The sequence below is a fragment of the Hahella sp. NS-SX17 genome (assembly GCF_057367735.1).
In genome coordinates, this window is the sequence record NZ_CM170632.1 from 6,545,365 (window position 1) to 6,571,169 (window position 25,805).

General features: G+C 51.3%; 29 protein-coding genes. 4 read left to right on the top strand and 25 right to left on the bottom strand.

Annotation, left to right across the window (positions count from 1 at the left end):
• Positions 1-5: 5 nt before the first annotated feature.
• The 10 genes from AC2IBB_RS29260 to murJ form a co-directional block, all read right to left on the bottom strand.
• Positions 6-539: a pilus assembly PilX family protein gene (locus AC2IBB_RS29260; protein WP_486330193.1), complete on the bottom strand. Its 534-nt coding sequence runs from the start codon at positions 537-539 to the stop codon at positions 6-8.
• Positions 540-554: 15 nt separating this feature from the next.
• Positions 555-1,583, bottom strand: a complete 1,029-nt coding sequence (locus AC2IBB_RS29265) for a PilW family protein (RefSeq protein WP_486330194.1) — start codon at positions 1,581-1,583, stop codon at positions 555-557.
• Between the two features lie 12 nt (positions 1,584-1,595).
• Positions 1,596-2,063 carry a type IV pilus modification protein PilV gene (gene pilV, locus AC2IBB_RS29270; RefSeq protein WP_486330195.1) on the bottom strand — a complete coding sequence of 156 codons (468 nt, stop codon included), beginning with the start codon at positions 2,061-2,063 and terminating at the stop codon, positions 1,596-1,598.
• Positions 2,063-2,545, bottom strand: coding sequence for a GspH/FimT family pseudopilin (locus AC2IBB_RS29275; protein ID WP_486330196.1), 483 nt, complete (start codon positions 2,543-2,545; stop codon positions 2,063-2,065). Before AC2IBB_RS29275 ends, pilV begins: the two co-directional genes overlap by 1 nt.
• Positions 2,546-2,696: 151 nt before the next feature.
• Positions 2,697-3,650 (bottom strand): 4-hydroxy-3-methylbut-2-enyl diphosphate reductase, encoded by a 954-nt coding sequence (ispH, locus tag AC2IBB_RS29280; protein ID WP_486330197.1) that lies wholly within the window; start codon positions 3,648-3,650, stop codon positions 2,697-2,699.
• Entirely contained in the window at positions 3,640-4,113 is a 474-nt protein-coding gene (gene fkpB / locus AC2IBB_RS29285; protein ID WP_486330198.1) for an FKBP-type peptidyl-prolyl cis-trans isomerase, read from the bottom strand. The genes ispH and fkpB overlap by 11 nt, the downstream gene beginning before the upstream one ends.
• A 17-nt stretch (positions 4,114-4,130) precedes the next feature.
• Positions 4,131-4,670, bottom strand: a complete 540-nt coding sequence (gene lspA / locus AC2IBB_RS29290) for a signal peptidase II (protein WP_486330199.1) — start codon at positions 4,668-4,670, stop codon at positions 4,131-4,133.
• Entirely contained in the window at positions 4,670-7,495 is a 2,826-nt protein-coding gene (ileS, locus tag AC2IBB_RS29295; RefSeq protein ID WP_486330200.1) for an isoleucine--tRNA ligase, read from the bottom strand. The genes lspA and ileS overlap by 1 nt, the downstream gene beginning before the upstream one ends.
• A 168-nt stretch (positions 7,496-7,663) precedes the next feature.
• Positions 7,664-8,626: a bifunctional riboflavin kinase/FAD synthetase gene (gene ribF, locus AC2IBB_RS29300; protein ID WP_486330201.1), complete on the bottom strand. Its 963-nt coding sequence runs from the start codon at positions 8,624-8,626 to the stop codon at positions 7,664-7,666.
• An 87-nt stretch (positions 8,627-8,713) separates the two neighbouring features.
• Complete coding sequence (murJ, locus tag AC2IBB_RS29305) at positions 8,714-10,213, bottom strand: murein biosynthesis integral membrane protein MurJ (RefSeq protein WP_486334008.1); 1,500 nt, start codon at positions 10,211-10,213, stop codon at positions 8,714-8,716.
• 327 nt (positions 10,214-10,540) lie between these two features.
• Between murJ and rpsT the strand changes: the two genes are divergently transcribed.
• Entirely contained in the window at positions 10,541-10,810 is a 270-nt protein-coding gene (rpsT, locus tag AC2IBB_RS29310) for a 30S ribosomal protein S20 (RefSeq protein ID WP_011399647.1), read from the top strand.
• Positions 10,811-10,874: 64 nt separating this feature from the next.
• Here the strand turns inward: rpsT and proB are convergent, their stop codons facing one another.
• The 4 genes from proB to rplU all read right to left on the bottom strand — a co-directional run bounded on the left by proB (position 10,875) and on the right by rplU (position 13,997).
• Positions 10,875-12,035, bottom strand: coding sequence for a glutamate 5-kinase (proB, locus tag AC2IBB_RS29315; protein WP_486330202.1), 1,161 nt, complete (start codon positions 12,033-12,035; stop codon positions 10,875-10,877).
• 25 nt (positions 12,036-12,060) lie between these two features.
• Positions 12,061-13,251 (bottom strand): Obg family GTPase CgtA, encoded by a 1,191-nt coding sequence (gene cgtA / locus AC2IBB_RS29320; RefSeq protein ID WP_486330203.1) that lies wholly within the window; start codon positions 13,249-13,251, stop codon positions 12,061-12,063.
• 144 nt (positions 13,252-13,395) lie between these two features.
• Positions 13,396-13,656: a 50S ribosomal protein L27 gene (gene rpmA, locus AC2IBB_RS29325; RefSeq protein WP_279506315.1), complete on the bottom strand. Its 261-nt coding sequence runs from the start codon at positions 13,654-13,656 to the stop codon at positions 13,396-13,398.
• A 29-nt stretch (positions 13,657-13,685) separates the two neighbouring features.
• The gene (rplU, locus tag AC2IBB_RS29330; protein ID WP_486330204.1) at positions 13,686-13,997 is read right to left on the bottom strand and encodes a 50S ribosomal protein L21; all 312 of its coding nucleotides are present in this window, start codon (positions 13,995-13,997) and stop codon (positions 13,686-13,688) included.
• A 499-nt stretch (positions 13,998-14,496) separates the two neighbouring features.
• On the opposite strand from rplU, the gene AC2IBB_RS29335 reads away from it, so the two are divergent.
• The gene (locus AC2IBB_RS29335) at positions 14,497-15,465 is read left to right on the top strand and encodes a polyprenyl synthetase family protein (protein ID WP_486330205.1); all 969 of its coding nucleotides are present in this window, start codon (positions 14,497-14,499) and stop codon (positions 15,463-15,465) included.
• A gap of 103 nt (positions 15,466-15,568) precedes the next feature.
• Positions 15,569-17,146, top strand: coding sequence for a WS/DGAT/MGAT family O-acyltransferase (locus AC2IBB_RS29340; RefSeq protein WP_486330206.1), 1,578 nt, complete (start codon positions 15,569-15,571; stop codon positions 17,144-17,146).
• A gap of 7 nt (positions 17,147-17,153) precedes the next feature.
• On the opposite strand, the gene amrA is transcribed toward AC2IBB_RS29340, so the two are convergent.
• The 3 genes from amrA to AC2IBB_RS29355 form a co-directional block, all read right to left on the bottom strand.
• Positions 17,154-17,717 carry an AmmeMemoRadiSam system protein A gene (amrA, locus tag AC2IBB_RS29345; protein WP_486330207.1) on the bottom strand — a complete coding sequence of 188 codons (564 nt, stop codon included), beginning with the start codon at positions 17,715-17,717 and terminating at the stop codon, positions 17,154-17,156.
• Complete coding sequence (gene amrB / locus AC2IBB_RS29350; RefSeq protein ID WP_486330208.1) at positions 17,704-18,483, bottom strand: AmmeMemoRadiSam system protein B; 780 nt, start codon at positions 18,481-18,483, stop codon at positions 17,704-17,706. The genes amrA and amrB overlap by 14 nt, the downstream gene beginning before the upstream one ends.
• Positions 18,484-18,635: 152 nt before the next feature.
• On the bottom strand, positions 18,636-19,409 hold the full coding sequence (locus tag AC2IBB_RS29355; protein WP_486330209.1) for a YccT family protein: 774 nt from the start codon (positions 19,407-19,409) through the stop codon (positions 18,636-18,638).
• A gap of 169 nt (positions 19,410-19,578) precedes the next feature.
• Here AC2IBB_RS29355 and AC2IBB_RS29360 point away from each other — a divergent pair, with 169 nt between their 5' ends.
• The gene (locus AC2IBB_RS29360; RefSeq protein ID WP_486330210.1) at positions 19,579-19,809 is read left to right on the top strand and encodes a DUF6316 family protein; all 231 of its coding nucleotides are present in this window, start codon (positions 19,579-19,581) and stop codon (positions 19,807-19,809) included.
• A 4-nt stretch (positions 19,810-19,813) separates the two neighbouring features.
• Here the strand turns inward: AC2IBB_RS29360 and AC2IBB_RS29365 are convergent, their stop codons facing one another.
• Genes AC2IBB_RS29365 through nrdR form a run of 8 tightly spaced genes read right to left on the bottom strand, consistent with a single transcriptional unit; the run spans position 19,814 to position 25,798 of the window.
• On the bottom strand, positions 19,814-20,284 hold the full coding sequence (locus AC2IBB_RS29365; RefSeq protein ID WP_486330211.1) for a phosphatidylglycerophosphatase A family protein: 471 nt from the start codon (positions 20,282-20,284) through the stop codon (positions 19,814-19,816).
• A 41-nt stretch (positions 20,285-20,325) separates the two neighbouring features.
• On the bottom strand, positions 20,326-21,303 hold the full coding sequence (gene thiL / locus AC2IBB_RS29370; RefSeq protein WP_486330212.1) for a thiamine-phosphate kinase: 978 nt from the start codon (positions 21,301-21,303) through the stop codon (positions 20,326-20,328).
• Positions 21,304-21,334: 31 nt separating this feature from the next.
• The gene (gene nusB / locus AC2IBB_RS29375; protein WP_305906260.1) at positions 21,335-21,784 is read right to left on the bottom strand and encodes a transcription antitermination factor NusB; all 450 of its coding nucleotides are present in this window, start codon (positions 21,782-21,784) and stop codon (positions 21,335-21,337) included.
• Positions 21,785-21,814: 30 nt separating this feature from the next.
• Positions 21,815-22,291, bottom strand: coding sequence for a 6,7-dimethyl-8-ribityllumazine synthase (gene ribH / locus AC2IBB_RS29380; RefSeq protein WP_486330213.1), 477 nt, complete (start codon positions 22,289-22,291; stop codon positions 21,815-21,817).
• A 21-nt stretch (positions 22,292-22,312) separates the two neighbouring features.
• A complete protein-coding gene (gene ribBA, locus AC2IBB_RS29385) occupies positions 22,313-23,449 on the bottom strand; it encodes a bifunctional 3,4-dihydroxy-2-butanone-4-phosphate synthase/GTP cyclohydrolase II (protein ID WP_486330214.1) in 1,137 nt (378 codons plus the stop codon).
• A gap of 48 nt (positions 23,450-23,497) precedes the next feature.
• Positions 23,498-24,166: a riboflavin synthase gene (locus tag AC2IBB_RS29390; RefSeq protein ID WP_486330215.1), complete on the bottom strand. Its 669-nt coding sequence runs from the start codon at positions 24,164-24,166 to the stop codon at positions 23,498-23,500.
• Position 24,167: 1 nt separating this feature from the next.
• Positions 24,168-25,256: a bifunctional diaminohydroxyphosphoribosylaminopyrimidine deaminase/5-amino-6-(5-phosphoribosylamino)uracil reductase RibD gene (gene ribD / locus AC2IBB_RS29395; protein WP_486330216.1), complete on the bottom strand. Its 1,089-nt coding sequence runs from the start codon at positions 25,254-25,256 to the stop codon at positions 24,168-24,170.
• Positions 25,257-25,285: 29 nt separating this feature from the next.
• On the bottom strand, positions 25,286-25,798 hold the full coding sequence (gene nrdR / locus AC2IBB_RS29400) for a transcriptional regulator NrdR (RefSeq protein ID WP_486330217.1): 513 nt from the start codon (positions 25,796-25,798) through the stop codon (positions 25,286-25,288).
• Positions 25,799-25,805: the final 7 nt, after the last annotated feature.

A 25,805-nucleotide genomic window follows, 5' to 3' on the forward strand; every position in this document is an offset into this window, starting at 1 on the left:
AAGCACTAGAAACGCTTCCCATAATATGTTTCCACAACTCTTTGCGAGTTACCTGACCCACCAGTGCTCCGTGAAATAATACGAAAGCCTAATATTTCACCAGCGCCACTATCGTGCGAGTAGTTTTCCAAGGACAGATTAGTGTTAGAGTTAGGGTCCGCAACTTCACCTACGTACTGAATGATATATCTAGGATCTTCGCTGAGGCCCACTTCTTTCTTGAGATCCACTGCATTAGCTTTAATTGTCTTGGTATCTTCAGACCAAAATGTTTTATCATAAATATCTGGTTTGTCCGTTTCAGAATATAAGCCCGCCACTGTTCCAAAGCCCTGCATTGTGGCCATTGCCTCCAGGCTTGACTCCGCCTGCCTAACGGCAGATTCAACGCCATAAAAAGCAAGGTTTGAATCCTGAATGGCAGAAGACATTTTCCCCTGCATGACACTATCATTCATAGAAGCCACCCCTAATATAGTTAAGACTAGCAACAGTATTAAACTGATAAAAAGCGCAGCCCCAGACTGTTTACGCCTCATTTAAACTCTCCTGATTCACTTGACCCTATTACGTACCGTGGTTACCGATTGAAGGGTAGTTTGTACGACTTGATCTACAGCGCCTTCACTAACCTCGTTTCTGGAGCTGAGCGTAAATGTAGTTCTGACACTTACAACTTTATCGTTCTCCAATGACGCATCCCCTGGCTCCAGATAACTATCCACTGTGCCATCTTCGTTATCATCTTCTCCCATTAGCACCTGCATATTATCAACCCCTTCGGCCAGCTCCAGGATTTGTGCATCGTGTTTTACAAATTGAACCTGAAAAAGAGAGGGCCTACCATTCGTTCCATTCCCAACATAAAATATGGTTTCTCTATACTTCATTATATAAGAGTCGTCTGAAGAGTATATTCCGGACAGCTTACTGGATAGGTTTACATTACTGCCATGGGCTATTGTATCTTTACCCGATGAACCAGACCCATCTGGCTTATTTGAAATTGCAAACAACTCGGAATTCTGGCAATTTGTAATTAATATAATATCATTTTGTTCTAACCCACATCTTTCTGCACTTTCAATTTTGAACTGTGCAGTTCCAGCACCGCCAGCGTTATATTGCACTACCTTTCCGCCTTCACACGGCCCCGCCCCTCTTAAAATCAGCACATCTGTGCCTGATACAATATTTTGGGCTGCAGCGCCTACAGTCAAACCGTAGTTCGCCAAGTCAGTACCAGATGTATCGGTCACGTTATTAAATGCTTCCACCATATTAGTACCATCAAACGAAAGCACTTGTTTTATATCAGCATCACTATACTTGCTTGCATCTACATTATTTGTAAAATCCAACCCTTTTGCACAGCCTAAATAAGCAGCGCTACGAATTTCTCTTGTGACTAGCTCACTGGTTATTCGCCCATTTTCCTGAACTCTCGCGTACGCATCCTGGACTCGAAATGCAGCCTTATTAGAGTTAAAAATCTGAACAACACCGATAATCAATAATGCGCTTAATGCTAAAGCGACCATCATTTCAACGATAGACAACCCTTTTTGTCTTCCCATGGTCATATCATCAAACTCCTACGGCTCAAAGGTATAATTCAGCGTCGCTTGCTCAATCGCACTATTAGCATCGGCGCCAGCGCCCTGCTTAACTCGCTCATCCCACGTAATCGTTATTGTATAAAGATTTCCACTCCTACTGAGCTCGCCTGAGCCATTAGGCAGCCTATTAGACAGCTCGGCCAGCCAATCGAATTTGTCATTCGACGCCATATTTGCTGCAGAGCACTTTGATGAAGTGAAGCAACTCGCAACTTGGGCCTTGCCGGAAATAGAGTCATAACTTCCTGCTGCTCTACCCGCACCATTAGCACGGATTCTATCCGCCATATCATTCGCGAGATATATTGCCTGACTGCGGGCGCTTGAGTTGGTAGCCGCTTTTACAGAAAGAGTTTGAAGGCCTGCGACGCCTAATAGTCCAATAGCTAAAATAACTACCGCCACCAATATCTCTATTAATGTAAAGCCCTTTTGATTAACCATTAGGGACACTCCTCTTCAAATACAGTAACTCGACCAGCAAGAGATATATTAATCCTTCTATCTACGATGTTGTCATTGACGCTACACAACCTGATATTAGAAGTACTGCGGGAAAAGCCTGAAGCAGTGAAGGACACGCCTCCAGCGGGGCCTGTTAACGTGGAATCATCCTTAAACGCTTCAAAAGTCCTTAGTATTTGCTCTCCAGCATCAAACACACCGTCGCTATCGGAATCCAACCAGACATGATAACCACCCTGCCAATCAGCGTCTCCTGCGGTTGCAGCCACGCTAACCATTCCTCCTCGGTTTACGGCCTCAACCCTGGCAAGATTAAGGGCCCCTACCAATTCATTGGTACTTGATGTAACTCTATTACTATCAATAACATAACCCATTCCGGGCAGCCCAAAGGCTAATGTAACGCCGACGATTAAGAGCACCAGCATCAACTCAACTAATGTAAAACCTTTCTGCTTCATAGATTCTCATCCTTCTTCAGCACCTTAAAAATAATTTAGATGGATAGCATAGTCATGCGCCGCACGATAAACGGAGCATTTGCGGGATAAACGGTAACAACGGGAGGGGAAGTGTGAACTGGAGCACAGGTCAGGCTGCGCTCCAGTTTAATCATGACTGGTTAACGACGGGGATTCTGAGTTCTTTAGGCATGGAGAAGACGATATTTTCTTCGCGTCCGGCAATTTCCGCCGGAGCCTCACCGCCCAGCTCTCTCAGCCTTTGCACGACCTGTTGGACCAGCACCTCCGGCGCGGATGCGCCTGCAGTAACGCCAACGCTGGCCGCGCCAGCAAACCAGTCCGGCTGAATTTCATGGGCGCCGTCTATCAGGTAAGCTGGCGTTTGCATGCGTTCCGCCAACTCTCGCAAGCGGTTAGAGTTAGAGCTGTTCACCGAGCCCACCACCAGCACCACGTCGCATGTAGCCGCCAACTCTTTGACCGCATCCTGGCGGTTTTGCGTCGCGTAGCAGATGTCATCTTTACGCGGTCCTTTGATTTCGGGAAACTTTTGCCGCAACGCGTCGATCACCCGAGCAGTGTCATCGACCGATAAAGTCGTTTGAGTAACGTAGGCGAGATTACCGGCATCGTTAACGACAAGCTTTCCGACATCCTCATCATCTTCGACCAAGTAGATTGCGCCGCCATTACTGCTGTCATATTGCCCCATGGTGCCTTCCACTTCCGGGTGCCCCGCATGGCCAATCAGAATACATTCCCGCCCATCTCTAGAGTAACGCATTACTTCCATATGAACCTTGGTAACCAGAGGACAGGTTGCGTCAAAAACCTTCAATCCCCTGGAGTCAGCCTCATTACGCACTTCTTGAGATACGCCGTGGGCGCTGAAAATCACCAACGCGCCGTCCGGGACTTCATCAAGCTCGTCCACAAATACAGCCCCTCTTGTTCTGAGGCCTTCCACTACAAAGCGATTGTGCACGACCTCATGACGCACATAAATCGGAGCGCCGAATACATCCAGAGCGCGATTCACGATTTCTATAGCGCGATCCACCCCTGCGCAGAATCCGCGGGGATTGGCCAGCTTAATTTCCATGATCGCCCTCCTGTTTGTCAGTCTGTGATTCTTTTACCGCCAGGATCTCCACCTCAAAGTCCAGTGTATGCCCCGCAAGCGGATGATTGAAATCCACGGTCACAACACCATCGTCAATGAGCTTGATCACTCCTGGCAGTTCCGCCTTCGCGGCGTCAGCAAAGGACATGACCATTCCCACTTCCAGACTGCCTTTGTCCGGGAAGCTATCCAACGGGAACTCCTGAACATTATTAGGATTTGGCATACCAAACCCCTTCTCAGGAAGGACGGAGAAGCGCTTGCGCTCTCCCGCCCGCATTCCCCTCAACAGCTCCTCAAAGCCCACAGGAAGCACGCCATCGCCGTATTCAAACTCTCCAGGCTTACCGGAAAAAGTAGAGTCGACGACCTCCCCGCTCTCTAACCGAAGTTCAAAGTGCAGAGTTACCAGGGTTCCAGCGCCGACAAACATCTCAGTCATTGCATTATCTCTTTAAATTACTTGGCTTCCGTCACACCAGAAGGATTACGAAATACATCGATCGCAATCATAAAAGCGCCAATAGTTATGGCGGTATCTGCAAAGTTAAATGCGGGGAAGTTATACCCCCCATAAAAAAAGTGGAGAAAGTCAACAACATACCCAAGTACAGCACGGTCATACAGGTTGCCTAGAGCTCCGCCCAACACCAGGCTGAGGGCGCAGGCCATCCAGCGTTCTTCACGATTTAGCCGCGCCAGCCAAAGCGCTAAAACCACGCTGACTACCGCTGCTAGAATGATAAAAAACCAACGCTGCCAGCCTGAAGCATTCGCCAGAAAGCTAAACGCCGCGCCAGTATTGTGCAACAGCGTAAAACTGAAGAAGGGCGCAACAGGCACAGACTCGCCCAGAACCATATTCGCACTCACATACCATTTGGTCCCCAGGTCAAGGACGATAACCGCTAAAGTCAGCCACAGCCAACGCAGCATGCCCGGATTCACTTTTTGCATTTCGCCTCCGCCTTGACTGACTTCACTAGTCTGCGCACCCATTAAGCATATTTCCTTTCTTCTCCTGAGCCATCGATGTTTTCAATGCAGCGTCCACACAAATCTTCATGCGACCTGTGAGCCCCCACATCTTCCCGATGATGCCAGCAACGCCCGCACTTCTTGTACTCAGAACTCTTGATGCCAACTCGCAGCCCCTCCGTTTCCGTCGCGACTGAATTGGCTTCAGACGCCTCGTCCACACCGAACACAGACGCTCCAGACGTAATAAACACAAAACGCAACTCTTCGCCAAGAGCGCTTAAGTCACGCTGCAACTCTGGCGTAGCAAACAGAGACACTTCCGTTGTAAGCGAGCCTTTTACTTTTCCTGCGTTGCGCGCTTCTTCCAAGGCTTTGTTAACAGACGTTCTGACTCGTAGCAAGCGGGCCCAGTATTCACGCCCCAACTCAGATCCTTCAGCCAGAGGCTGCAGTCCGTCATAGAAGGTCTCCAGGAAGATGCTTTCTGAACGTGGCCCTGGGATATGAGACCAGATTTCTTCCGCAGTAAAGCTCAGAATTGGCGCGATCCAGCGCACTAACGCCTCCACTACGTGATACTGCGCCGTTTGCGCTGAACGACAGCCGAGGCTGTCTAGTTTCATGGTGTACTGACGATCTTTTATGACGTCCAGGTAGAAACTGCCAAGTTCTACAGAGCAGAAGTTATGCACCTTCTGATATACCTGAACGAAATTATACTGCTCATAGGCTTTCTTCAGCTCTTCCTGCAATAGCCAGGCGCGATCGACAATCCAGCGGTCCAACGCCAACAGATCGCCCATCGCCACCATGTCTTTGTGCGGATCAAAGTCGTTGATATTCGCGAGCAAGAAACGAGAGGTATTACGAATACGACGATAAGAATCCGCCGTACGATCCAAGATATTCTTGGACAGCACCATTTCCGCGCTGTAATCCGTCGCCGCAACCCAGAGTCTCAGGATATCAGCGCCAAGCTTATTCATGACTTCCTGAGGCTCAATTCCATTACCGAGGGATTTGGACATCTTGTGGCCTTTTTCATCCACAGTGAAGCCATGCGTGAGCACCTGTCGATATGGAGCCTTGCCTTTAATCGCCACAGCCGTCTTCAAAGAAGATTGGAACCAGCCACGGTGCTGATCGGAACCTTCCAGATACAAGTCCGCAGGAAATTGTCCCAATTCTTCCCTTTGCTCCAATACCGCGCTGTGGGTGACGCCGGAGTCAAACCACACGTCCAAGGTGTCCGTCACTTTCTCATAATTCTGCGCGTCAGCGCCCAGCAGATCTTCCGCATTGATGTCCCACCATGCGTCAATACCTGTTTTTTCAACCTGCTTGGCGACCTCTTCCACCAGACGCGCAGTGTCAGGATGCAGCTCCTGAGTCTCTTTATGCACAAAGAAAGCAATTGGAACGCCCCAGGTACGCTGACGGGAAATACACCAGTCCGGGCTCTGCTCAATCATCGCTTCAATCCGGTTTTGTCCCCAGGACGGAACCCAGCGTACTTGCTTGATTTCCGCCATCGCCTGATCCCGCAACCCTTGTTTATCCATGCTGATAAACCATTGCGGCGTAGCGCGATAGATCAAAGGCGTCTTGGTTCTCCAGCAGTGCGCATAGCTATGCGTGATTTTACCGTGGCTTAACAAACGCCCATGCTTTTTCAGTATTTCAATAACATGATCGTCGACTTTGTAGACATGCTCCCCGGCGAACAGCTCAACGTTATCCCGGTACACGCCACGATCATCCAATGGATTGATCGTTTCGATGCCGTATTTGTTACAAACGGCAAAGTCTTCCATACCATGATCAGGGGCGGTATGGACTACACCAGTACCCGCTTCCAAGGTGACATGATCCCCCAGCAAAACGGGAATGCTGCGCTCATAGAATGGATGATGGAATGTCTTGCCTTCAAGATCCTGGCCAGAGCACCGTCCGACCACTTGATACTCTTCCACGCCACAGCGAGACATCACAGACTCAAGCATTTTTTCCGCTACAATCCAACGCTGCGGGCGGCCATCAACGCTGCACTGCGTCAGAGCGTACTCAATCTCAGCTCCCAATGACACAGCCAGAGAGGCAGGCAATGTCCAAGGGGTAGTAGTCCAGATAACAATGGATACGACCCCTTCTCCAGATGCGTCAGTAAACGCGTTCAATACGTCTTGCTCATTTTCGGCAGGATAGCTGACATCAATGGAGTTGGAAGTCTTATCTTTATACTCGACTTCCGCTTCCGCCAAAGCGGAGCCTCCGACAACACTCCAATAGACGGGTTTATACCCCTTCTGCAGGTGTCCGCTCGTCGCAATTTTGCCCAGCGCCCGAATGATGTCCGCTTCCGTTTTGAAATCCAGCGTCAGATAAGGTTTGAACCAGTCGCCAAAAACACCCAGGCGAATAAAATCTTCTCTCTGTTTGGCCACTTGCTCCAATGCATACTCACGACATTTCTGCCGGAACTCTTTATAGCCGACCTTGTCGCCAGCGCGACCGATCATCGTTTCGACTTTATGCTCGATAGGTAAGCCATGGCAGTCCCAACCAGGAACATAAGGCGCGTCATAGCCCGCCACAGTCTTTGACTTGACGATGATGTCCTTCAGTATCTTGTTAACCGCATGCCCCAAGTGAATATTACCGTTGGCGTAAGGAGGGCCGTCGTGCAGTATGAACTTCTCACGCCCCTTAAACTCCGCTCTAATCTTCTCGTAGAGCTCAATATCTCCCCAGCGCTTCAGCATATCCGGCTCGCGTTGCGGGAGATTGCCACGCATGGGGAAATCGGTCTGAGGAAGATTAAGGGTGTGCTTATAGTCGCTCATAATTTACCTAAATATGCCAAAGTCAGGATTTTGCGCCTGCCATCCACTTACATTTTACTAATTTCAATTGAATAACATCTCGTGACGGTCAATTCACTTGCTGCGACCGCCATACAGCGGGCCTATCATACTCGATGAAGGCTCAATTACAGACCTACGCCACACACATCAGCCAGCGCTACTGACGGTTTGCAGCGGCATAGATTGCAGGAGCTTCTTAGCGCCTTCAATATCTCTTTGTATTTGTTCCTGCAACTGCTCCAGTCCATTGAACTTTCGCTCGTCCCGCAGCTTTTCAAGAAATTGCACATGTATCCGCTGACCATAAATATCGTCAGCATGTTCGAAAAGGTGAACTTCCAGAGCCGGCGTTACCCCCAGACCATCTATGGTAGGACGAACGCCGATATTCGCTACGCCAAAACGGACTTGGTCCGAAGCCAGCGTCGCCTTTACAAGGTACACTCCAGACAATGCAGGCCTTTTGCGCCCCAAAGAAACATTGGCCGTAGGCGCATTTAGTTGCCTCCCCAGCTTGCGCCCGTGCACGATGCGCCCAGTGATGCTGTAGGGCCTCCCGAGCAAATCCTCTGCCCGCTCAAATTCGCCGTGCGCCAGTGTGGTGCGAATACGCGTGCTACTGACGCGCTCCCCCGCCACCTCCACTGTGGGCGTATTTTCCACACTGAAACCGGATACAGCACCGGATTTTTCCAGCAGCCGGAAGTCTCCAGAACGATCGCACCCAAAGCGAAAGTCGTCGCCGACCACGAGGTGTTTGACATGAAGACCAGAAACCAGAACTTCATCGATAAACTGCTGGGCAGTCAGACCGCGCAACCGGCGATTAAACTGAAGGCATAATAGGTAGTCCACATTCAGAGCTGAGATGGCGTCGAGTTTCTCGCGAAACCGCATCAAGCGCGCAGGCGCTTCTAGCCGTTCAAAATACTCTCTTGGCTGGGGCTCAAATACCATCACTACAGCAGGAACGCCCATGCTCTCAGCCCGAGACTTTAACTGACTGATTATGACTTGGTGGCCTATATGCACGCCATCGAAGTTTCCGATAGTCGCCACGCAGCCAGAGGCGAATGGTTTTAAGTTGTGCAGTCCCCGAATCAGTTTCATGCGTCTACAGCGGCCATGCAAAAGCGCGATTATAAAGCATGTGGCGCGCCCTGCCCAATCTATGAGCTCTCATTTAACGCGAGGCCCTTATCCACGCATGAAAAACTGACGAGGACGAACGCCAAGCGCATAAAGAGAAGCGAAATAACTCGCCCCGCCCGCACAGCACATTCCCAACAACCAAAATGCACGCGTCGCAGTATTCGCCGAAAACCAGAAATTCTCAGCAGGCAACAAGGCCACGAGAACCAGAGCCATGACGAGATTGGCGCTGACAAGACGCAAAAAGAATAAGCCCCAGCCAGATTGGTGCTGAAGCACCCCCGCTTTCACCAGCCCACGCCATAGCAGCCCCGCATTGAGCGCTGCTGACAAAGATGTAGCCAAAGCCAAACCCGCATGGGCCATCGGGTAGATCAATGCAAGGTTGAAAACCATATTGGCGACCATCGCCGCAATCCCTATCTTTACTGGCGTTCTAGTGTCCTGCCGCGAAAAATAGCCTGGAGCCAGAACTTTCACCAGCATAAAAAAAGTTAGGCCAAGAGAGTAAGCCTGCAAGCTTTGCGCAGACATTTTCACATCAAAATCCGTTAGCGCCCCATGTTGAAACAGTGTGGCGATCATTGGTTGCGCCAACGTCATGAGAGCCACCGCTGCGGGCAAGCCAATCAATAGCACCGCGCGAATCGCCCAATCCAGAGTCGCTGAAAAATCCTTAGCATTATCCGAAGCATGTTTACGAGAAAGGCTGGGCAGAATCACCGTCGCAATGGCTATCCCAAAAACCCCCAAAGGCAATTCTGACAAACGGTCAGAATAGTAAAGCCAGGAAACACTTCCAGTCACAAGAAAGGAGGCCAAAATTGTATCCAGAAGAAGATTGATTTGGCTGACCGACACGCCGAACATAGCCGGCGTCATTAAGCGCAATATCCTGCGAACGCCTTCATGCTTTCTGTCTATTTTGGGTTTAGGGAGCAGCTGCAGGCGGGACAGGAAAGGAAGTTGGAATAGCAGTTGAGCCATTCCAGCGATTAACACTCCCCAAGCCAAAGCCATCACTGGCTCATCCATATATGGCGTAATCAGAAAAGCCGCCGCGATCAAAGAAAGGTTCAGTAATACTGGCGTGAACGCAGGGACAGCGAAGTAGTCATAGCTATTCAGTATCGCCCCGGCAAAAGCTGTCATCGAGATAAGCAGCAGATAGGGAAATGTCAGTCGCAACATATCCACGGTCAGAGCAAACTTATCATTTTCATCCAGAAATCCTGGAGCAAACAGCGCAGCCAACAAAGGAGCCGCAATTACCGCCAAGACAGTAATAACCAGCAGCACCAGCCCCAGTGTGCCAGAGACATTATCCACCAATGCCTTCACCGCCACTGGCGACTGCTTCGTACGATATTCGGACAATACGGGCACAAAGGCCTGAGAAAAGGCGCCCTCCGCAAACAAGCGGCGCATGAAGTTTGGAATTTTAAACGCTACAAAGAAGGCGTCCGCGCCAGCGCCAGCGCCAAAGAAGTTGGCGATAACAATATCTCTGGCGAGCCCTAGCACCCTGGAAAACATGGTCATCATGCCAACCAGTCCACTGGACCTTAAAAGCGACGGTGTAGGCTTATCATTATGCGAATCTGATGCGCTCACAAATAGTTCATACCTAAGGAGAATGGAGACTTGTGTTTGAAGGAGAGGCGAAGAGGCAACTCCAATGACAGGCGGCACATCCTATCATGCGATAGTTGGTGGAAAAACAAATTACTCTGGAACGCCATCTTCATTGAATGAAAAACAATCATTTTTTTTGCCATAATCGTTGACAAATGACCACGAAAGCGGCATATTTCCGCGTCATTTATTTCGGCGACACTAACCGACAGCATTCGAACATTGAGGAGTTTCAAGGTGGCGAACAATCCTTCATCCAAGAAGCGCGCCAGACAGCAAGTAAAACGCCGCGCTCACAACATGAGCCTGCGCTCCATGGTACGCACATACATTAAGAAAGTTAGCGCCCAGATCGAGCAAGGCAGCTATGACGGCGCAACCCAAGCACTTACTACTGCGGCGCCAATCATTGACTCCATGGTCAACAAAGGCATTTTCAGCAAGAACAAAGCCGCTCGCACCAAGAGCCGCCTGAACGCAAAAATCAAAGCGTTGAAGGCTAGCTAAGTTCTTCTGAACAATAAAAAACCGGCACATGCCGGTTTTTTATTGTCTACTCTATACTGACCATCTACAGCAAAACCAGATTATCTCTGTGTATTAACTCAGGCTCGTTGATATACCCTAGAATCGACTCGATTTTCTCAGAAGTTACACCAACAATTCGCGCAGCTTCATCCACGTCGTAATTCACCAATCCTCTTGCGACCTCATTACCTTGCAGGTCAAAGCAGCTCACCATTTCTCCGCGCTGAAAACCACCCTCTACAGACTTCACACCAACAGGCAACAGACTTCGCCCCTGCTGAGTCAGCACTCGAACAGCGCCATCGTCCAACACCAACCGCCCCCGGGTTTTAAGATGCCCTGCAAGCCATTGCTTGCGAGCTACCCAGCGCTCCTGGTCTGGAAGCAAAAGCGTCCCCAACTCTTCACCATTACGCAAACGGGTCAGCACCGAGCCGATACGTCCGCCAACAATGACCGTGGCGGCGCCTGAACGACTCGCCAACCGGGAGGCGCGTAACTTTGTATACATCCCCCCTCGTCCCAGCGCCCCAGAACTACCGGAAGCCATTCCGTCCAATGCGGCGTCATTAGCCTTAGCCACCCCCACCAGACTAGCGTCAGCATTCGAGCGCGGATCCTTATCAAAAAGCCCTGACTGGTCGGTCAAAATAATCAAATGATCCGCCTCCACCAGATTCGCCACCAAAGCCGCCAGGGTATCGTTGTCCCCAAAGCGGATTTCATCCGTTACTACCGTATCATTCTCATTGATAATGGGCGCCACCCCCATATCAATCAATGTCCATAGAGCCCCCCGGGCATTTAAGTAACGCTTACGATCAGAGAGGTCTTCATGAGTCAGCAGTATCTGGGCCGTATGCGTATCATGACGCTTGAATTCAGCCTCCCATGCCTGCACCAGGCCCATTTGCCCCACTGCAGCAGCAGCCTGCAATTCATCCAACAACTTTGGGCGATCCTTCCAGCCCAAGCGACTCATCCCTTCCGCCACAGCGCCAGAAGACACAATCACCACTTCAACGCCATCTTTGCGCAAGGCAGCTAACTGGTCCACCCAAAGACCCATAGCATCCAAGGCCAGTCCGCGCCCATCGTTAGTTAACAACGCGCTGCCGATTTTAATTACCCAGCGTCGAGTCTCCCGCAGACGCGCTCGCGCCTGCGATTCGTTCAATTGACCTAGTTGCAGCCTAGTCGACATATATCACGCGCCCTCACTAAAACCATCAAGGCGCATAAAAAACTTCAACATCACTATCATCGTCATCGTCGTCCGAATCTTTCGATTTCTTTCGCGCCAGCTTACGCTGCTCATTTAAATGCTGAATGCGCTCACGAACTTCTTGATCCATTTGATCTCGATTCAAGCGATCAGCCTCAGCAACCTCAGGGTTGTCTCGCTCCTCCTCTGCCCTTCGCTCAATCCAGGTCATAATATCCTGGCATAGGCGCTGCAAACCCTCTCCCGCTAAGGCGGAGATATCGTAACTAGGCCCAGTCCAATTCAAACGCTTCAATATGTCAGCGCAAACCGCCTCTTTTTCATCTTCCGCCAGTAAGTCTGTCTTATTAAGGACCAACCACCTGTCACGAGACGCCAGCGCAGGACTGAACTTTTCCAACTCAGCAACAATTTTTTCCGCAGACTCAACAGGGTCCGACTCATCCAAAGGGCAAACATCAACGACGTGCAGCAATAACCGCGTACGAACCAAGTGCTTAAGAAAGCGAATACCAAGACCCGCACCATCAGCAGCGCCTTCTATCAGACCAGGAATATCAGCCACAACAAAGCTGCGATGCGCCTGCACGCGAACTACGCCCAGATTAGGAACCAGGGTCGTAAAAGGGTAATCCGCCACTTTAGGTTTGGCGGAGGAAATGCCGCGAATTAGCGTCGACTTACCGGCATTTGGCAAACCAAGCAGCCCCACATCCGCAAGCACTTTTAATTCAAGACGAATGTTTCGCGACTCACCAGGCTGACCTGGTTTTGTTTGACGAGGAGCCTGATTAACGCTGGATTTATATCGGGTGTTACCCAAGCCGTGAAAACCGCCTTGAGCCACTTTTATTTGCTGCCCCACTTCCACCAAATCACCAAGCACCTCATCTATATCCGTATCAATAATGGTTGTCCCAACAGGCACTTTCAACACCAAGTCCGCACCACTGGCCCCTGTGCAGTTCCCGCCCCTACCGGTTTCGCCGTTAGCCGCTTTAAACTTGCGGGTATAACGATAATCTATCAATGTGTTTATGGACTCATCCGCCTCCAGAATAACAGATCCGCCATCTCCGCCATCTCCGCCATCCGGTCCGCCCTTGGGCACATACTTTTCGCGACGAAAGCTCAGACAGCCGTTTCCACCTTTACCTGCTTCCACGTAAATTGTGGCCTCATCAACGAATTTCATGCCTTTTCTCCCAACGATTACAATTTCGCCAGCATCACAAGCCAGCTTCTACAAACATCTTTTTATAACACAGGGTCTACGCGAATGCGGCGCAAACAAAAAAGCTCCGCAAATGCGGAGCTTCTTAAACGTTACGAGCCAGCCTTATTCCGCAGCGACAATACTGACTGTTCTGCGGTTCAACGGGCCACCAACGTGGAACTTAACAAAGCCATCTTGCTTAGCGAACAAAGTGTGATCACGACCACAACCTACGTTCTCTCCAGGATGAAACTCGGTGCCACGCTGACGAACCAGAATGTTGCCAGCTTTAACGAATTGACCGCCAAAGCGCTTGACGCCAAGTCGTTTGGATTCTGAATCGCGACCGTTACGGCTACTACCCGCCGCCTTCTTGTGAGCCATGTTATTACTCCTCTAGATTAGTTGCCGTATCAGCCGGAAATACCGGTGATCTTAACTTCAGTAAACCACTGACGGTGCCCCATACGCTTCATATGGTGCTTACGACGTCTGAACTTAATGATGTTGACTTTCTTGTGACGGCCGTGCGCCACAACTTCTGCAGTCACTTTAGCGCCATCAACAACGGGAGCGCCTACTTTAACATCGTCTCCGTTGGCGACAAGCAGCACTTGATCGAATTCAACAACACCGCCAGTTTCAACTTCAATTTTTTCCAGCTTAACGCGCTCGCCTTCTTTGACGCGATGCTGCTTACCGCCACTCACGATAACTGCGTACATGAGATAAATCTCCAATCACACGGGTTAGATATGAACGTTTCGCCGCCTGCATTGCTAATCACCACTCAGGCCAACAGAAGTTCATGCATCACCATTACTTAATACCGGCCTCATCCGAAAACTGAATGAGAATGCCGCCGCAGCGCCTGTTGCCAGGGGAAACTCTTTGGTGACCCTTTGACAGGGAATGGTTTTTGCGGGCGCGAGATTATACAAAATGCAGAAAGATTGAGCAACTGAGAATGTGAGAATACCCCTAAGTTTCCATTACGGGCTTGCGCACCTACTTCCAACCGCCTCCCCCTCCTATAAATGCCCGCAAAACCTTGACATAGCAGGGACTTCCCCCCTAGCATTCCCTTCCCGTAAGGTGCTAAACCCAGTGTCGACACTCACGCTCCCATCGGTAATCACTTAATCGGCCGCATTTATGCGAACCGGCCGGCGATAACGCCGGATATCCGATAGCGGGCGACAGCCTCCCGGTGAACATTCAAGCATGCAGGCAGAAACCATTTACGCAGCCGTTAACGAAGACTTTCTGTCCGTCAACGGGCTCATCAAAAATCAGTTATTCTCCAAGGTTCCTCTTGTGGAGAAGATTGGCCAGTACATTATTGACTCTGGCGGAAAGCGCTTGCGCCCGCTCTTAGTTTTACTGGTCAGCAATGCCTTGGGCGCCACCGAAAAGCATTACCTCAAACTGGCCGCAATTATCGAGTTTTTACATACAGCGACCCTCCTACATGATGATGTTGTCGACACTTCTGACCTGCGTCGCGGTCGGGACACCGCCAACGCAAAGTGGGGCAACGCTCCCAGCGTTCTGGTAGGTGACTTTCTTTATTCCCGCGCCTTCCAAATGATGGTTGAACTGGGTGACATGGATGTGATGTCAGTACTGGCGAGCGCCACTAATGTTATTGCCGAAGGGGAAGTGCTACAGCTTACCAATTGCAAAAACCCAGACATAACAGAAAAACAATACATGGAGGTTATTACCGCTAAGACTGCAATGCTGTTCGAGGCGGCTTCACATAGCGCAGCGATTCTTTGTCAGGCTGACGCGGAAACAACCCATCATATGAAAGAGTTTGGGTTAGAACTCGGCATTGCGTTTCAGCTGATTGACGATGTTCTTGATTACCAAGGCAATGCAACAGAAATGGGCAAGAATGTAGGTGACGACTTAGCCGAAGGCAAACCCACGCTACCTTTACTTTACGCTCAACAACAAGGCGATGACGCCCAGAGAAAGCTGATCAGGAAAGCAATCAGAGAAGGTGGACTCGGGCAACTGGACGCCATTCTGGCTGCGGTTAGAGAGTCCGGCGCTTTGGACTACACCATCAAGCTTGCAAGAAGTTACGCAAATAAAGCAGCAACAAGACTTGAGCGCCTCCCCCATTCCGTATATCGAGACGCCTTGCTTGCCCTGACCGAAATAGCAGTAAACCGAACGAAGTAAACGTAAGTTAGAAACGCCAGGACTAGCGAAAACAACTCGCTACCGCTGACTGCGTCGTACTGATAAAGTGAGCGGTACGGCTATAACAGGACTTCAAGCGGATATGCAGCAGCTAAGCGAACTGGACGCCTCCTTTTTATATCTGGAAACAGAATCCGCCCCTATGCATATCGGAGGGGTATATGTTCTCGACTGCTCCGACCAAGGCGGCGAACTGAGCTTTGAGGAGTTTCGCCTACACATAGAATCCCGCTTACCGGCAGCCAGGCAATTCAGGCAACGCCTTGTGGAGGTGCCGCTAAAGCTGGACCACCCGTACTGGGTAGACGATCCAGACTTTGACCTCGGCATGCATCTTCGCCACATTCACCTTCCTTTACCTTGCGCAGAAGAGCAGCTACTCAATCTCGCGTCCGCGATTCTCGCGGAACCCTTAAGCCGCGAGCGCCCCCTCTGGGAGCTAACACTGGTCAGCGGGTACAAACCCAATGGCATCAAGGACGGTCACTACTGCGCCCTGATCGTGAAAATTCATCACTCAGTCGTCAATGGCGCGACAGGCGAAGAACTAATGAGCGCCCTGCTCGACTTTTCTTCAGAGCCCGTAAAGAAAGATTCTCCTCAGACTTGGACCCCCGCCCCCCTGCCTTCAAAGGCGCGACTGATTGGCAATGTCTACGGCTCAGCCCTGAACACACCATTTCGTCTGGCCAATATGGCGAAAGATGCCGCAGCGTCAGTGTTCTACACACTCTTGGTGCAGAGGCTGCACAGACTGGCGCTACCACCGGCTCTATTTAGCGCACCCTTCACTTCTTTTAATCGCGCCATAGGCAAAGAGCGCAACCTGGCATATTTCGCCTGCGAACTTGAGAAGCTCAAGCAACTGAGGAAACAGCATGAAGACATTACACTTAACGATGTAGTAATGGCGCTATGCTCCGAGGTGTTATGTCGCTACTTGAATTCACTTGAGGAAAGTATTGAGCGCCCCCTCATTGCAGTCTCACCAATTTCCGTTCGCTCTAAGCGCATCGACAGCCCTACAGGCAGTCAACTGTCGGCCATGCTGATATCACTCGCCACCAATGAACCAAATCTGGCTGTCCGCCTTAAAGCAATACATGACAATGCATCTTCATCGCAAATTTATGGTCAGGCTATATCCGCCGCTCGCTTAACTCAGTTAATACCGTCCTCTATGCTGGGGCTATCGGCTCGCATCTATACCGAGTTTCAGCTCGCCCAAAGACACAAGCCTCTATTTAATGTACCTATTACAAATATTCCGGGCCCGCAGACGCCCCTGTTCTTCCGTGGAGCCAAAGTCATCAAACAGCTCGGCAGCGCTCCACTATTTGACGGGCTTGGACTCTCTATCGTGGTGGTAAGCTACAACGGCGAGGTCACATTCACCCTGACCAGCAGCCCGAAGGTCATTCCCAATCCCGCTCAGCTCACCAAGCACTTCGAAGAAGCGCTTACGCAGCTGGAACATGATTTGAAGCACACTGATCTTGCTTCTATTCAGCCCACGCCGGCCTCGCCAGAGCAGCGCCCCTCTAATATGCTTGCCGCTTTGCTGGGAGATATCACAGCCCTCTTCAGCAACTTATTTTCCGACGGTAAAAAGCCAGAAGAAGACAACAGCAAACAAAAGGACGTAAATTCGGAGCTTTAAGCCATCGTCAGATATAAGTGGCCTGATAAACTTCAGCCCTCACGTCGTCAGCCCAAAACCCTTTTTCCAGGCCAGCCTTACGCTTCAGCTCCCCGATAAAATCCACTGGATCAGAAAGCTGCTCCCATACAGAAGGCAGAAATGTCGCGCGATGTCCGCGCCAGGAAAGTATCAGGCCATCCTCTCCAACCCTGAGCTTGGAGGCTAAATCTCGCTCTGAACTAACCGGCAATGACTGAGGAGGACTCAGGACGGAAATATGTAACGCACAGTCTCGCCATTCGTCCTGCGTTAATGGAGCGAACCGGGGATCTTCAAACGCCGCACTAAATGCATTATGCGACACATCTTCAACTAGAGGACGGATTGCCCCCAAAACTCCAATACAACCACGAAGCCTCCCCATATTCAGAACCGTGACAAAGGTAGCCGCCAACCGCTGCAGGGAGCCAGGGAACAGCGCCAGATCAACCATCCTCCTCCCACCTGAGGCCAGTCCGTTTTCGATCGACTGGGTAGCCACCTCATACAGCAAGGTCTTTTCCACATCCGATAGACTAATACAGGGCATAAGAGGCATACCCCACTACTCGGCTCTTATCGCCAGCAGTATCGCCGGAGTTAGCTTGCGCCAAGCATGTGATCTGAAGCTTCTTGCGACTGGCCAGCAGCAGAAGACCATTTACGCCCCGGCAGCCACAGGCCTGCTCTCCTGTAAGCCAATGCGTGAGAGCCAAAACTTTACAGGTTGTATCTGCGTCAATTTCCTGGGCTGTAGCGTAGTCATGATAATGGCTCAGATCCGTACTGACGACGATCAAAGTTTCGTCTCCGCCCCATAGCTGTCCCAAAACTTCAGCCACTGAATCAGCATCTGCGTCGCCAACGACAAGAGGCGTCAACTCGAAGCGGCCAAGACATTGCTGCAAGAATGGCAAATGCACTTCTAAGCTATGCTCTTGAGCATGCGCCGAGTCCAGGGTTACAACTTGAGACAGCTGCGTCAGCTTCCGTAAGTTGTCAGCGTCTATAGCGATATTGCCAAGAGGCGTAGAAAACAAATCCACCGATGGAACTGCCAGCCCCTTAAAGCCAACTCGGTGGCTTGGGCCTAACAAGACAACCTTATTGATACGTTCAGCGGAAACACAAAGAGTGCGATAAGCCGCTCCCGCTACAGCGCCAGAATAGATATATCCTGCATGAGGGGCGATGATCGCTTTCGGAGTAAAACTGTAGGAAGCCGTCCCCGCCACATAGCGATTTACAGCTTCAGACAATTCTGCTGCATTAGCGGGATAGAATAACCCGCTTACCGCAGGCTCTCGAACAGTCATTTCACTTCTCCCTTTGACGTCCCGCAGCTAAGAATATTCTCATGGCTACGGGCAAACAGAGAGCTTCACTAAATGACCATTCTGAACCTGCAAAGTGACTTTGTCACCCCCTTAGAAACACAACTCCAGTACTCCCAAGGGTCCACCATTCGCTACTTGAACGCCCAACGAAGAAACTCTTTCTTCTCTTCGGCCGACGCCTTTTCCCAAAGCACTTTCAACGCCTCAATACGAGAGATGCCGGCATCTGATGGAGAAGCTGCGACATTAGCGGATACTGGAGCGTTTTGAGCCGCCTGCGCAGCGACAATCGCAGACGAGTTAGGTCTTACTGCAGCCCCAGCTGAAGGCTGGGAAGCATTAGGTTGAGTAGCTGCAACCGCAACAGGCTGATAGGGGCCACCAGCAGCGACAGTCCTGTTGGCGCTATCGACCAGCACTATTTTTGGAGCCTTTACAAATGCTTCGGCTTCACGCTTAGAGTCAGGCTTATTGAAGCCAAACGTGTAGACCTGTCCTGGCTGCATATCAACTGTGACCTGAAAACGATCTGATACCACCTTATCAACATGCTCCGCATCGCTATCATCGTTTTCTCTGGGTTTAGCCCAAATGCTGGTATAGCGATACACCAGAGTGCGCTGTCCTGGCAATACATCATAGGTTAAGTCAAGGTTTTCCAACAGGAAGCTCTTTTGTGAAACGCCATCGATTTCAAGCAGTTCGATTTCAGCCGGCGCCATGACTTTAGCCACTTGGCCATCGCCCAGGGTTTGACCGTCATAGGTTTTAATCGCTCGCGTCGTTCCACACGCACTGACGGCGATTGCTAACGCCACTACAAGCGACGACCGGAGCCAGGACCAAATAACCTTCATATCATCCTCTTTAACTTTTATTTCGTAGTAAGCCTTAAGAGCTTTCATAAAACGGGCCCAATTGTCATACGGCGGAAGGGCTTATGCAACCTCGTAGCGCCACTTATTAAGCCGGCAAAATAACGAAGAGGGTAACCCATTTGCCTAAATGGATAAGTTGTGCCACTTTTTAATCAAACAATAACAAGACTATATCTATGCAGAAGAGGGACTTTATATGGATACTGTTAACAGAAGAGGTGAAGATGGCTTGACGCCGTTCCGTAGCGACCGCTTCTTCGCTGTCGGCGACAAGTGGTACTTCTCCACACGGGAAGGGTTCGACAGCGGCCCCTACGCCGCCAAAGAGCGCGCGGAAGAGGGATTACGGCGCTTCTTGAAGGTCGCTCAGCTACTACCCGCCGAGGGCCATGCCGCCCGGGTTATGCGAGCGCACCGAATCTACTGAGGCGCTATAACAATGCGACGCCGTGAACTGTCAGCTGCGTCGCCGCCAACGCCATTACACCCGCCAGCAGATCATCCAGCATGATCCCTTTTCCTCCGTGAATATGGCGGTCGCACCATCGAATTGGCCAAGGCTTCCAGATATCAAATAACCGAAAGTATAAAAAGGCCGCCACAACGAACACACTGTTCCAAGGCAAAAGGAGCAGTGCTATCCACTGACCGACAAATTCATCCCATACAATGGCCTTATGGTCATGAACCCCCCAATCGCGCGCCGTTCTGCCGCATAAATAAACGCCAGCCAACGCGGAAGCAAAAATAATGGATAGCTGTAGCCATGACTCCAGATGCGCCAAAGACACCATATAAATGAATACCGCCAACGCAGAACCAAACGTTCCTGGCGCCCATGGAGCCAGCCCCGAGCCCAGCCCCGCGGCAAGCAAGTGGGTTGGAGATTTAAGCGTAGCCATGACAGGAGGCTTAAATGAAGATTCAGCACGAGTAGTGAGGGTCACGTTAGTGAGTTCTCTTTAAAATGGTCATAACCGCCTTTGGACATCAGTATTACTTCTTCGCCATGCCTTTGCATTGCGACGCCCGGCGACTTGCGCGTGGCTCCAATACGGCTCAATGGCGCGTCAGCAGAAAGTGATTGAATAAGGTTTCGAGCAGATTGCGGAGCCGTAAAACACAGCTCGTAGTCATCTCCTCCCAGCAGAGCATGGCGCAGAGCGCCTTCTCGTTGACAGGTCTCAACCAAAGCTGGCGATAAGGGAATTGCCTCTGCATCGAGCAAGGCGCCACACTTTGATGCGCTACATATATGCGCTAAATCCGCCGCCAGCCCATCGGAAATATCAATAGCCGCTGTCGCGACTCCGAGCAGTTTTCGCCCTAACTCCAAACGAGGCTGCGGCTGCTCATAACGTTGATACAGCTGCAGCTCTGAAGAAGAAAGTGAAGAATGCGGCCGCTCCAACAAGGACAACGCAGCAGATGCGTCTCCCAGCATCCCGGATACCCAGATATCTTCACCAACAGCAGCCCCTTTGCGATACAGGCAATCTTTCTGAACCTGACCAAATACGGTGACGGTCACAGCAAGGTGCCCCTTCGTCGTATCTCCTCCAATAAGAGGAATTCGCCATGCTAATGCTGACTCATACAATCGAACGCCAAATGCTTGCAGCCACTTCTCGTCGAGATTGGGCAATGTCAGAGCCAGCGTGAACCCAACAGGTTCGGCCCCCATCGCAGCCAAATCGCTGACACTGGAGCCGAGACTGCGAGAGGCGACCATTTCCGCAGCCGCACCTATGGGGAAGTGGACGCCGGATACGCATGTATCCGTAGAAATCACGAGTCGACCATCTTGAGGGGCCAATACAGCGCAATCATCCCCAATGCCAGTATCAATGAAGCGCTCAGCACCAGGGAAGTTTGCAAAAGGCGTATGAAAATAGCGAGAGATTAACTCGAACTCTCCCATTTAATCGCCTTGCCTGTATGATTCGCTCAATTTACTTCTTCTTACTCTTGGCTGCGGCGACTTCCGCTTGCCGCAGTTGCGGCGCCAGCTTATCCAGCACACTGTTGACGAATTTATGGCCGTCTGTACCGCCAAACTGCTTGGCGAGCTCAACGGCTTCATTAATCACCACGCGGTATGGCACTTCGATACGCGAGCGCAACTCGAATGCTCCCATGCGAATCAAGCTTAATTCCACCGGGTCCACATCAGCCAATTTACGGTCAACGAATGGCTGCAATAATGCGTCAAGTTCGCTTACGCTGGAAGGCACGCCATACAAAACCGCCTTGAACAAATCCCTGTCCACTTGTTGCAGATCATTATCCACAGCGAACTCCGCTTCGATCTGAGATATGGAGGCGCCGGCGACGCGCCATTGGTAAAGCGCCTGCAACGCCAGTTTACGGGCGGCGCGACGCTTTTCCATCGCCTTGGACATGGGGCGTCCTGAAGACGGTTGTTCGCTCACTTATTCACCTACCTGCTGTAGTAGTCCAACCATTTCCAACGCTGACAGCGCGGCTTCCGCTCCTTTGTTGCCAGCCTTGGTGCCTGACCGCTCGATGGCTTGCTCAATACTGTCGACAGTTAATACACCGAATGCGACAGGAATACCCGCCTGCAGGGAAACCTGACCCAGCCCTTTGGCGCACTCTCCAGCAACATATTCAAAGTGAGGCGTACCGCCACGAATCACCGCGCCCAAAGCTATCACTGCATCAGGCTTGGTGCGGGTTGCAACCTGCTGAGCCAGCAAAGGAATTTCGAAGGCTCCCGGCGCTCTATAAATGGTGATTTGACTTTCCGCAACACCATGGCGGCGCAGGGCGTCCAAAGCGCCTTCCAGCAGACTCTCCACCACAAAGCTGTTAAATCTTCCTACAACTATGGCGTACTTTGCAGACGCACCTTGCAAGAAATCGCCTTCTACCACCTTGACTGTCATATTTACTCTCCAAACTTAACTCTAATTCGCTGACACACTTTCGCCACAGAAGGGAACGTACTCCACCACTTCAAGGTCGAAACCGGACAACGCGCTAAACTTCATTGGCGCGCTCATGACACGCATTTTGCCAACGCCAAGATCCCTTAATATCTGAGACCCCGTACCTATAGTCAGATACGCCCCAGAAACCGGAGAAACATTGCCCGACCGCTTCTTCTTGGGCTTAAAGAAATCGTGAACTCTCTCACTGATATCCTGTTCGCCGCTTTCACTATCCAACAGAATAACAACGCCCTCGCCTTCTTCCGCGACTTTCGCCAGCGCTTTACCAATAGGCCAGCTCTCTGAGCCCGGGCGTATGGCGCCGAATAAATCTTTTAATACATCGGCAAAGTGCACCCGGACCAGCACAGGCTTATCGGGACTCGGCTCGCCCATAACCAGCGCTAAATGGATGTTTTCCTGAATCGTGTCTTTATATGTCACCAACTTGAAATCGCCGTATTCTGTCGGCAACTCGTTTTCCTCCAGACGCTCAATGGTCTGCTCGGTTGTGGCGCGGTAGTGTATCAGGTCTGCAATAGTACCGATTTTGAGACCATGCTCACGCGCAAACTCCTCCAGTTCCGGGCGGCGCGCCATAGTGCCGTCTTCATTCATAATCTCGACGATCACTGCTGCTGGCTCGCACCCAGCCAGGCGCGCCAAATCACAGCCCGCTTCAGTATGCCCGGCCCGACTCAGCACGCCTCCAGGCTGAGCCGTAAGGGGGAAAATATGGCCCGGCTGCACTAAGTCCGACGGTTTGGTGTTACGCCCCACCGCGACACGAATGGTATGCGCGCGATCTGCAGCGGAAATACCGGTAGTAACGCCTTCCGCCGCCTCAATGGACACGGTGAACGCCGTGGCGAATTGCGCATTGTTGGCGTTCACCATAGGATTCAAGCCAAGATACTGGCAACGCTCCCGGGTCATTGGGAGACAAATCAAGCCACGGGCGTGCTTAGCCATGAAGTTGATGTCTTCCGGACGCACCATTTCCGCCGCCATAATGAGATCACCCTCATTTTCGCGATCCTCATCATCCATCAGAATGACCATTTTGCCCTGACGGATATCCTGAATCAGTTCTTCTACGCTGTTAAGCTGCATACTCCGCCTCAAATATCGTACTCACATCTGCACCAGCGCCTGCAACTTCTATGATTTATAAAAGCCGTGTTGCGCCAGAAATTCTTTACTTATTGTAGACGTCTTCGCATCGCTCCTATCAGCAGAAGCGCAAAACAATAATCGCTCGGTGTAACGGGCCAGCAGATCCACTTCCAGATGCACCAAACCGCCGGTTTTCAATTCGCCCAAAGTCGTCGCCTGGGCTGTGTGCGGAACGATATTCAGACTCATCACAGAGCCGGCAATCTCATTGACGGTTAGGCTAACCCCATCGACAGTGATAGAGCCCTTGGCCGCAACATAACGTAATATTGCTTCAGGAACCCGAATCGCCAAACGCAGCGAGCGCGCATCCTCTTCTTTTGAGGTCAACTCGCCGACGCCGTCAACATGCCCAGAAACCAAGTGGCCGCCTAGCCGCGCGCTTAACTGCAACGCTTTTTCCAGATTCACTTTAATTCCCGCACGCCATGCAGCAATGGATGTGTGCGCAGATGTTTCCCGCGACACATCTGCACGAAACCCTTTTCCGCTCATTGCCGTCACAGTCAGGCAAACGCCATTAACGGCAATACTATCGCCCAAGCGCACCTCTTCCATGAAGCTACCGGAGGCGTTAACTTCCAGCATCCAATCACCGCCCTGTTGGCGGATTGCGTTCACAACGCCGACTTCTTCAACTAACCCGGTAAACATGTCACCCCTTCCTCCAGATCATGCGCACATCGTCGCCAACCTGACGGACCTCGTTCAATTTCAAAGATATGACTTGATCCATTTGATCATAGCGCGGCAAAACGAATGCGGAGCGCCCCTCCCCCATCAACTTCGGGGCCATATAAGTCCATATCTCGTCGGCGAGCCCTTGTGCGACAAAAGCGCCCGCCAGACTGGCGCCCGCTTCAACCAACACTTCGTTGCATTCTCTGGCGGCCAAAGCGGAAAGCAATGCAGACAGATCAATACGCCCGTTCTCGCCAATGAGTTTCAATACCTCAAACTCAGCCTTGCCGTTCTGCCGCTGAACAAGCCAACCTTCAGAGACATCTATGCTCGTAACCAGTAATATTTTTCCGGGTAATCCGAGCATATTGGCCTCGGCGGGAAACCGTAGTTGAGAATCCAACACAACGCGAATGGGCTGCCTCAACTTACCATTACTGCTTCGCTCAAGCTCCTGGCCTCGAACATTAAGAGATGGGTTATCAGCGATAACCGTGCCGATACCCGTAACGACCGCCGAGCTGCGTGCGCGTAATTTTTGCACGTCCTCTCTCGCCGCATCGCCAGTAATCCATTTGCTGGCGCCATTGTGCAGCGCCGTCTTTCCATCCAAGCTGCTTGCGATTTTTACTCGCACCCAGGGACGGCCTTCGCGCATGCGTTGAAAAAAACCAATATTGAGCTCATTCGCCTCCACCGCCATACACCCCGACTCAGCCTCAATGCCGGCTTCTCGCAGAATCGCTAATCCTCTACCTGCAACATTGGGGTTAGGGTCATCCATCGCCGCAACGACTCGACGCACACCGGCTTTAGCCAGGGCTTCGGCGCAGGGAGGCGTGCGCCCGTAATGGCTGCATGGCTCCAGCGTAACGTAACAGTCAGCGCCTCTCGCCGTCTCGCCAGCCGCACGTAAAGCGTTAACTTCCGCGTGCCCCTCTCCTGCACGCTGGTGCCAACCTTCGCCAACGATCCTTCCATCCTTCACCAAAACGCAGCCTACTCTGGGATTAGGGTCCGTTGTATAAAGCCCGCGCTCAGCCAACCGCAAAGCGCGAGCCATATAAGCATAGTCTTGTGTGGAAATGGTCATTATTTGGTAGGAACGTCGTCTTTATTGGCGGCTTTTTCTGATACCAGGGGAGAACCGGCGGCATCCCGAGAAAGCTTATCGATTTCGGCGCGGAACTCGTCGAGATCCTGGAAGCGACGATAGACAGAGGCGAAACGTACGAAAGCGACCTGGTCCAGCTCGCGCAATTCAGACATCACCTCTTCGCCTATCACTCGGGAGTTAAGCTCCCGCTCCCCGGTGGCGCGCAGGCGGAATTTAATGCGATCCACAGCCGCTTCAATTTCCTCCATGCTCACCGGACGCTTCTCCAGCGCTTTCAGAAAGCCCGCCCGCAGCTTATCTTCGTCAAAGGGTTCGCGGGTGCCGTCTTGTTTCACGATTCTGGGCATAACCAGCTCCGCCGCTTCGTAGGTGGTAAAGCGCTCGGAGCAAGAGACGCACTCGCGGCGGCGGCGCACTTGGCTGCCATCGGCGACCAAACGGGAATCAATCACCTTTGTGTCCGCAGCGCTGCAAAACGGGCAATGCATAAATCAC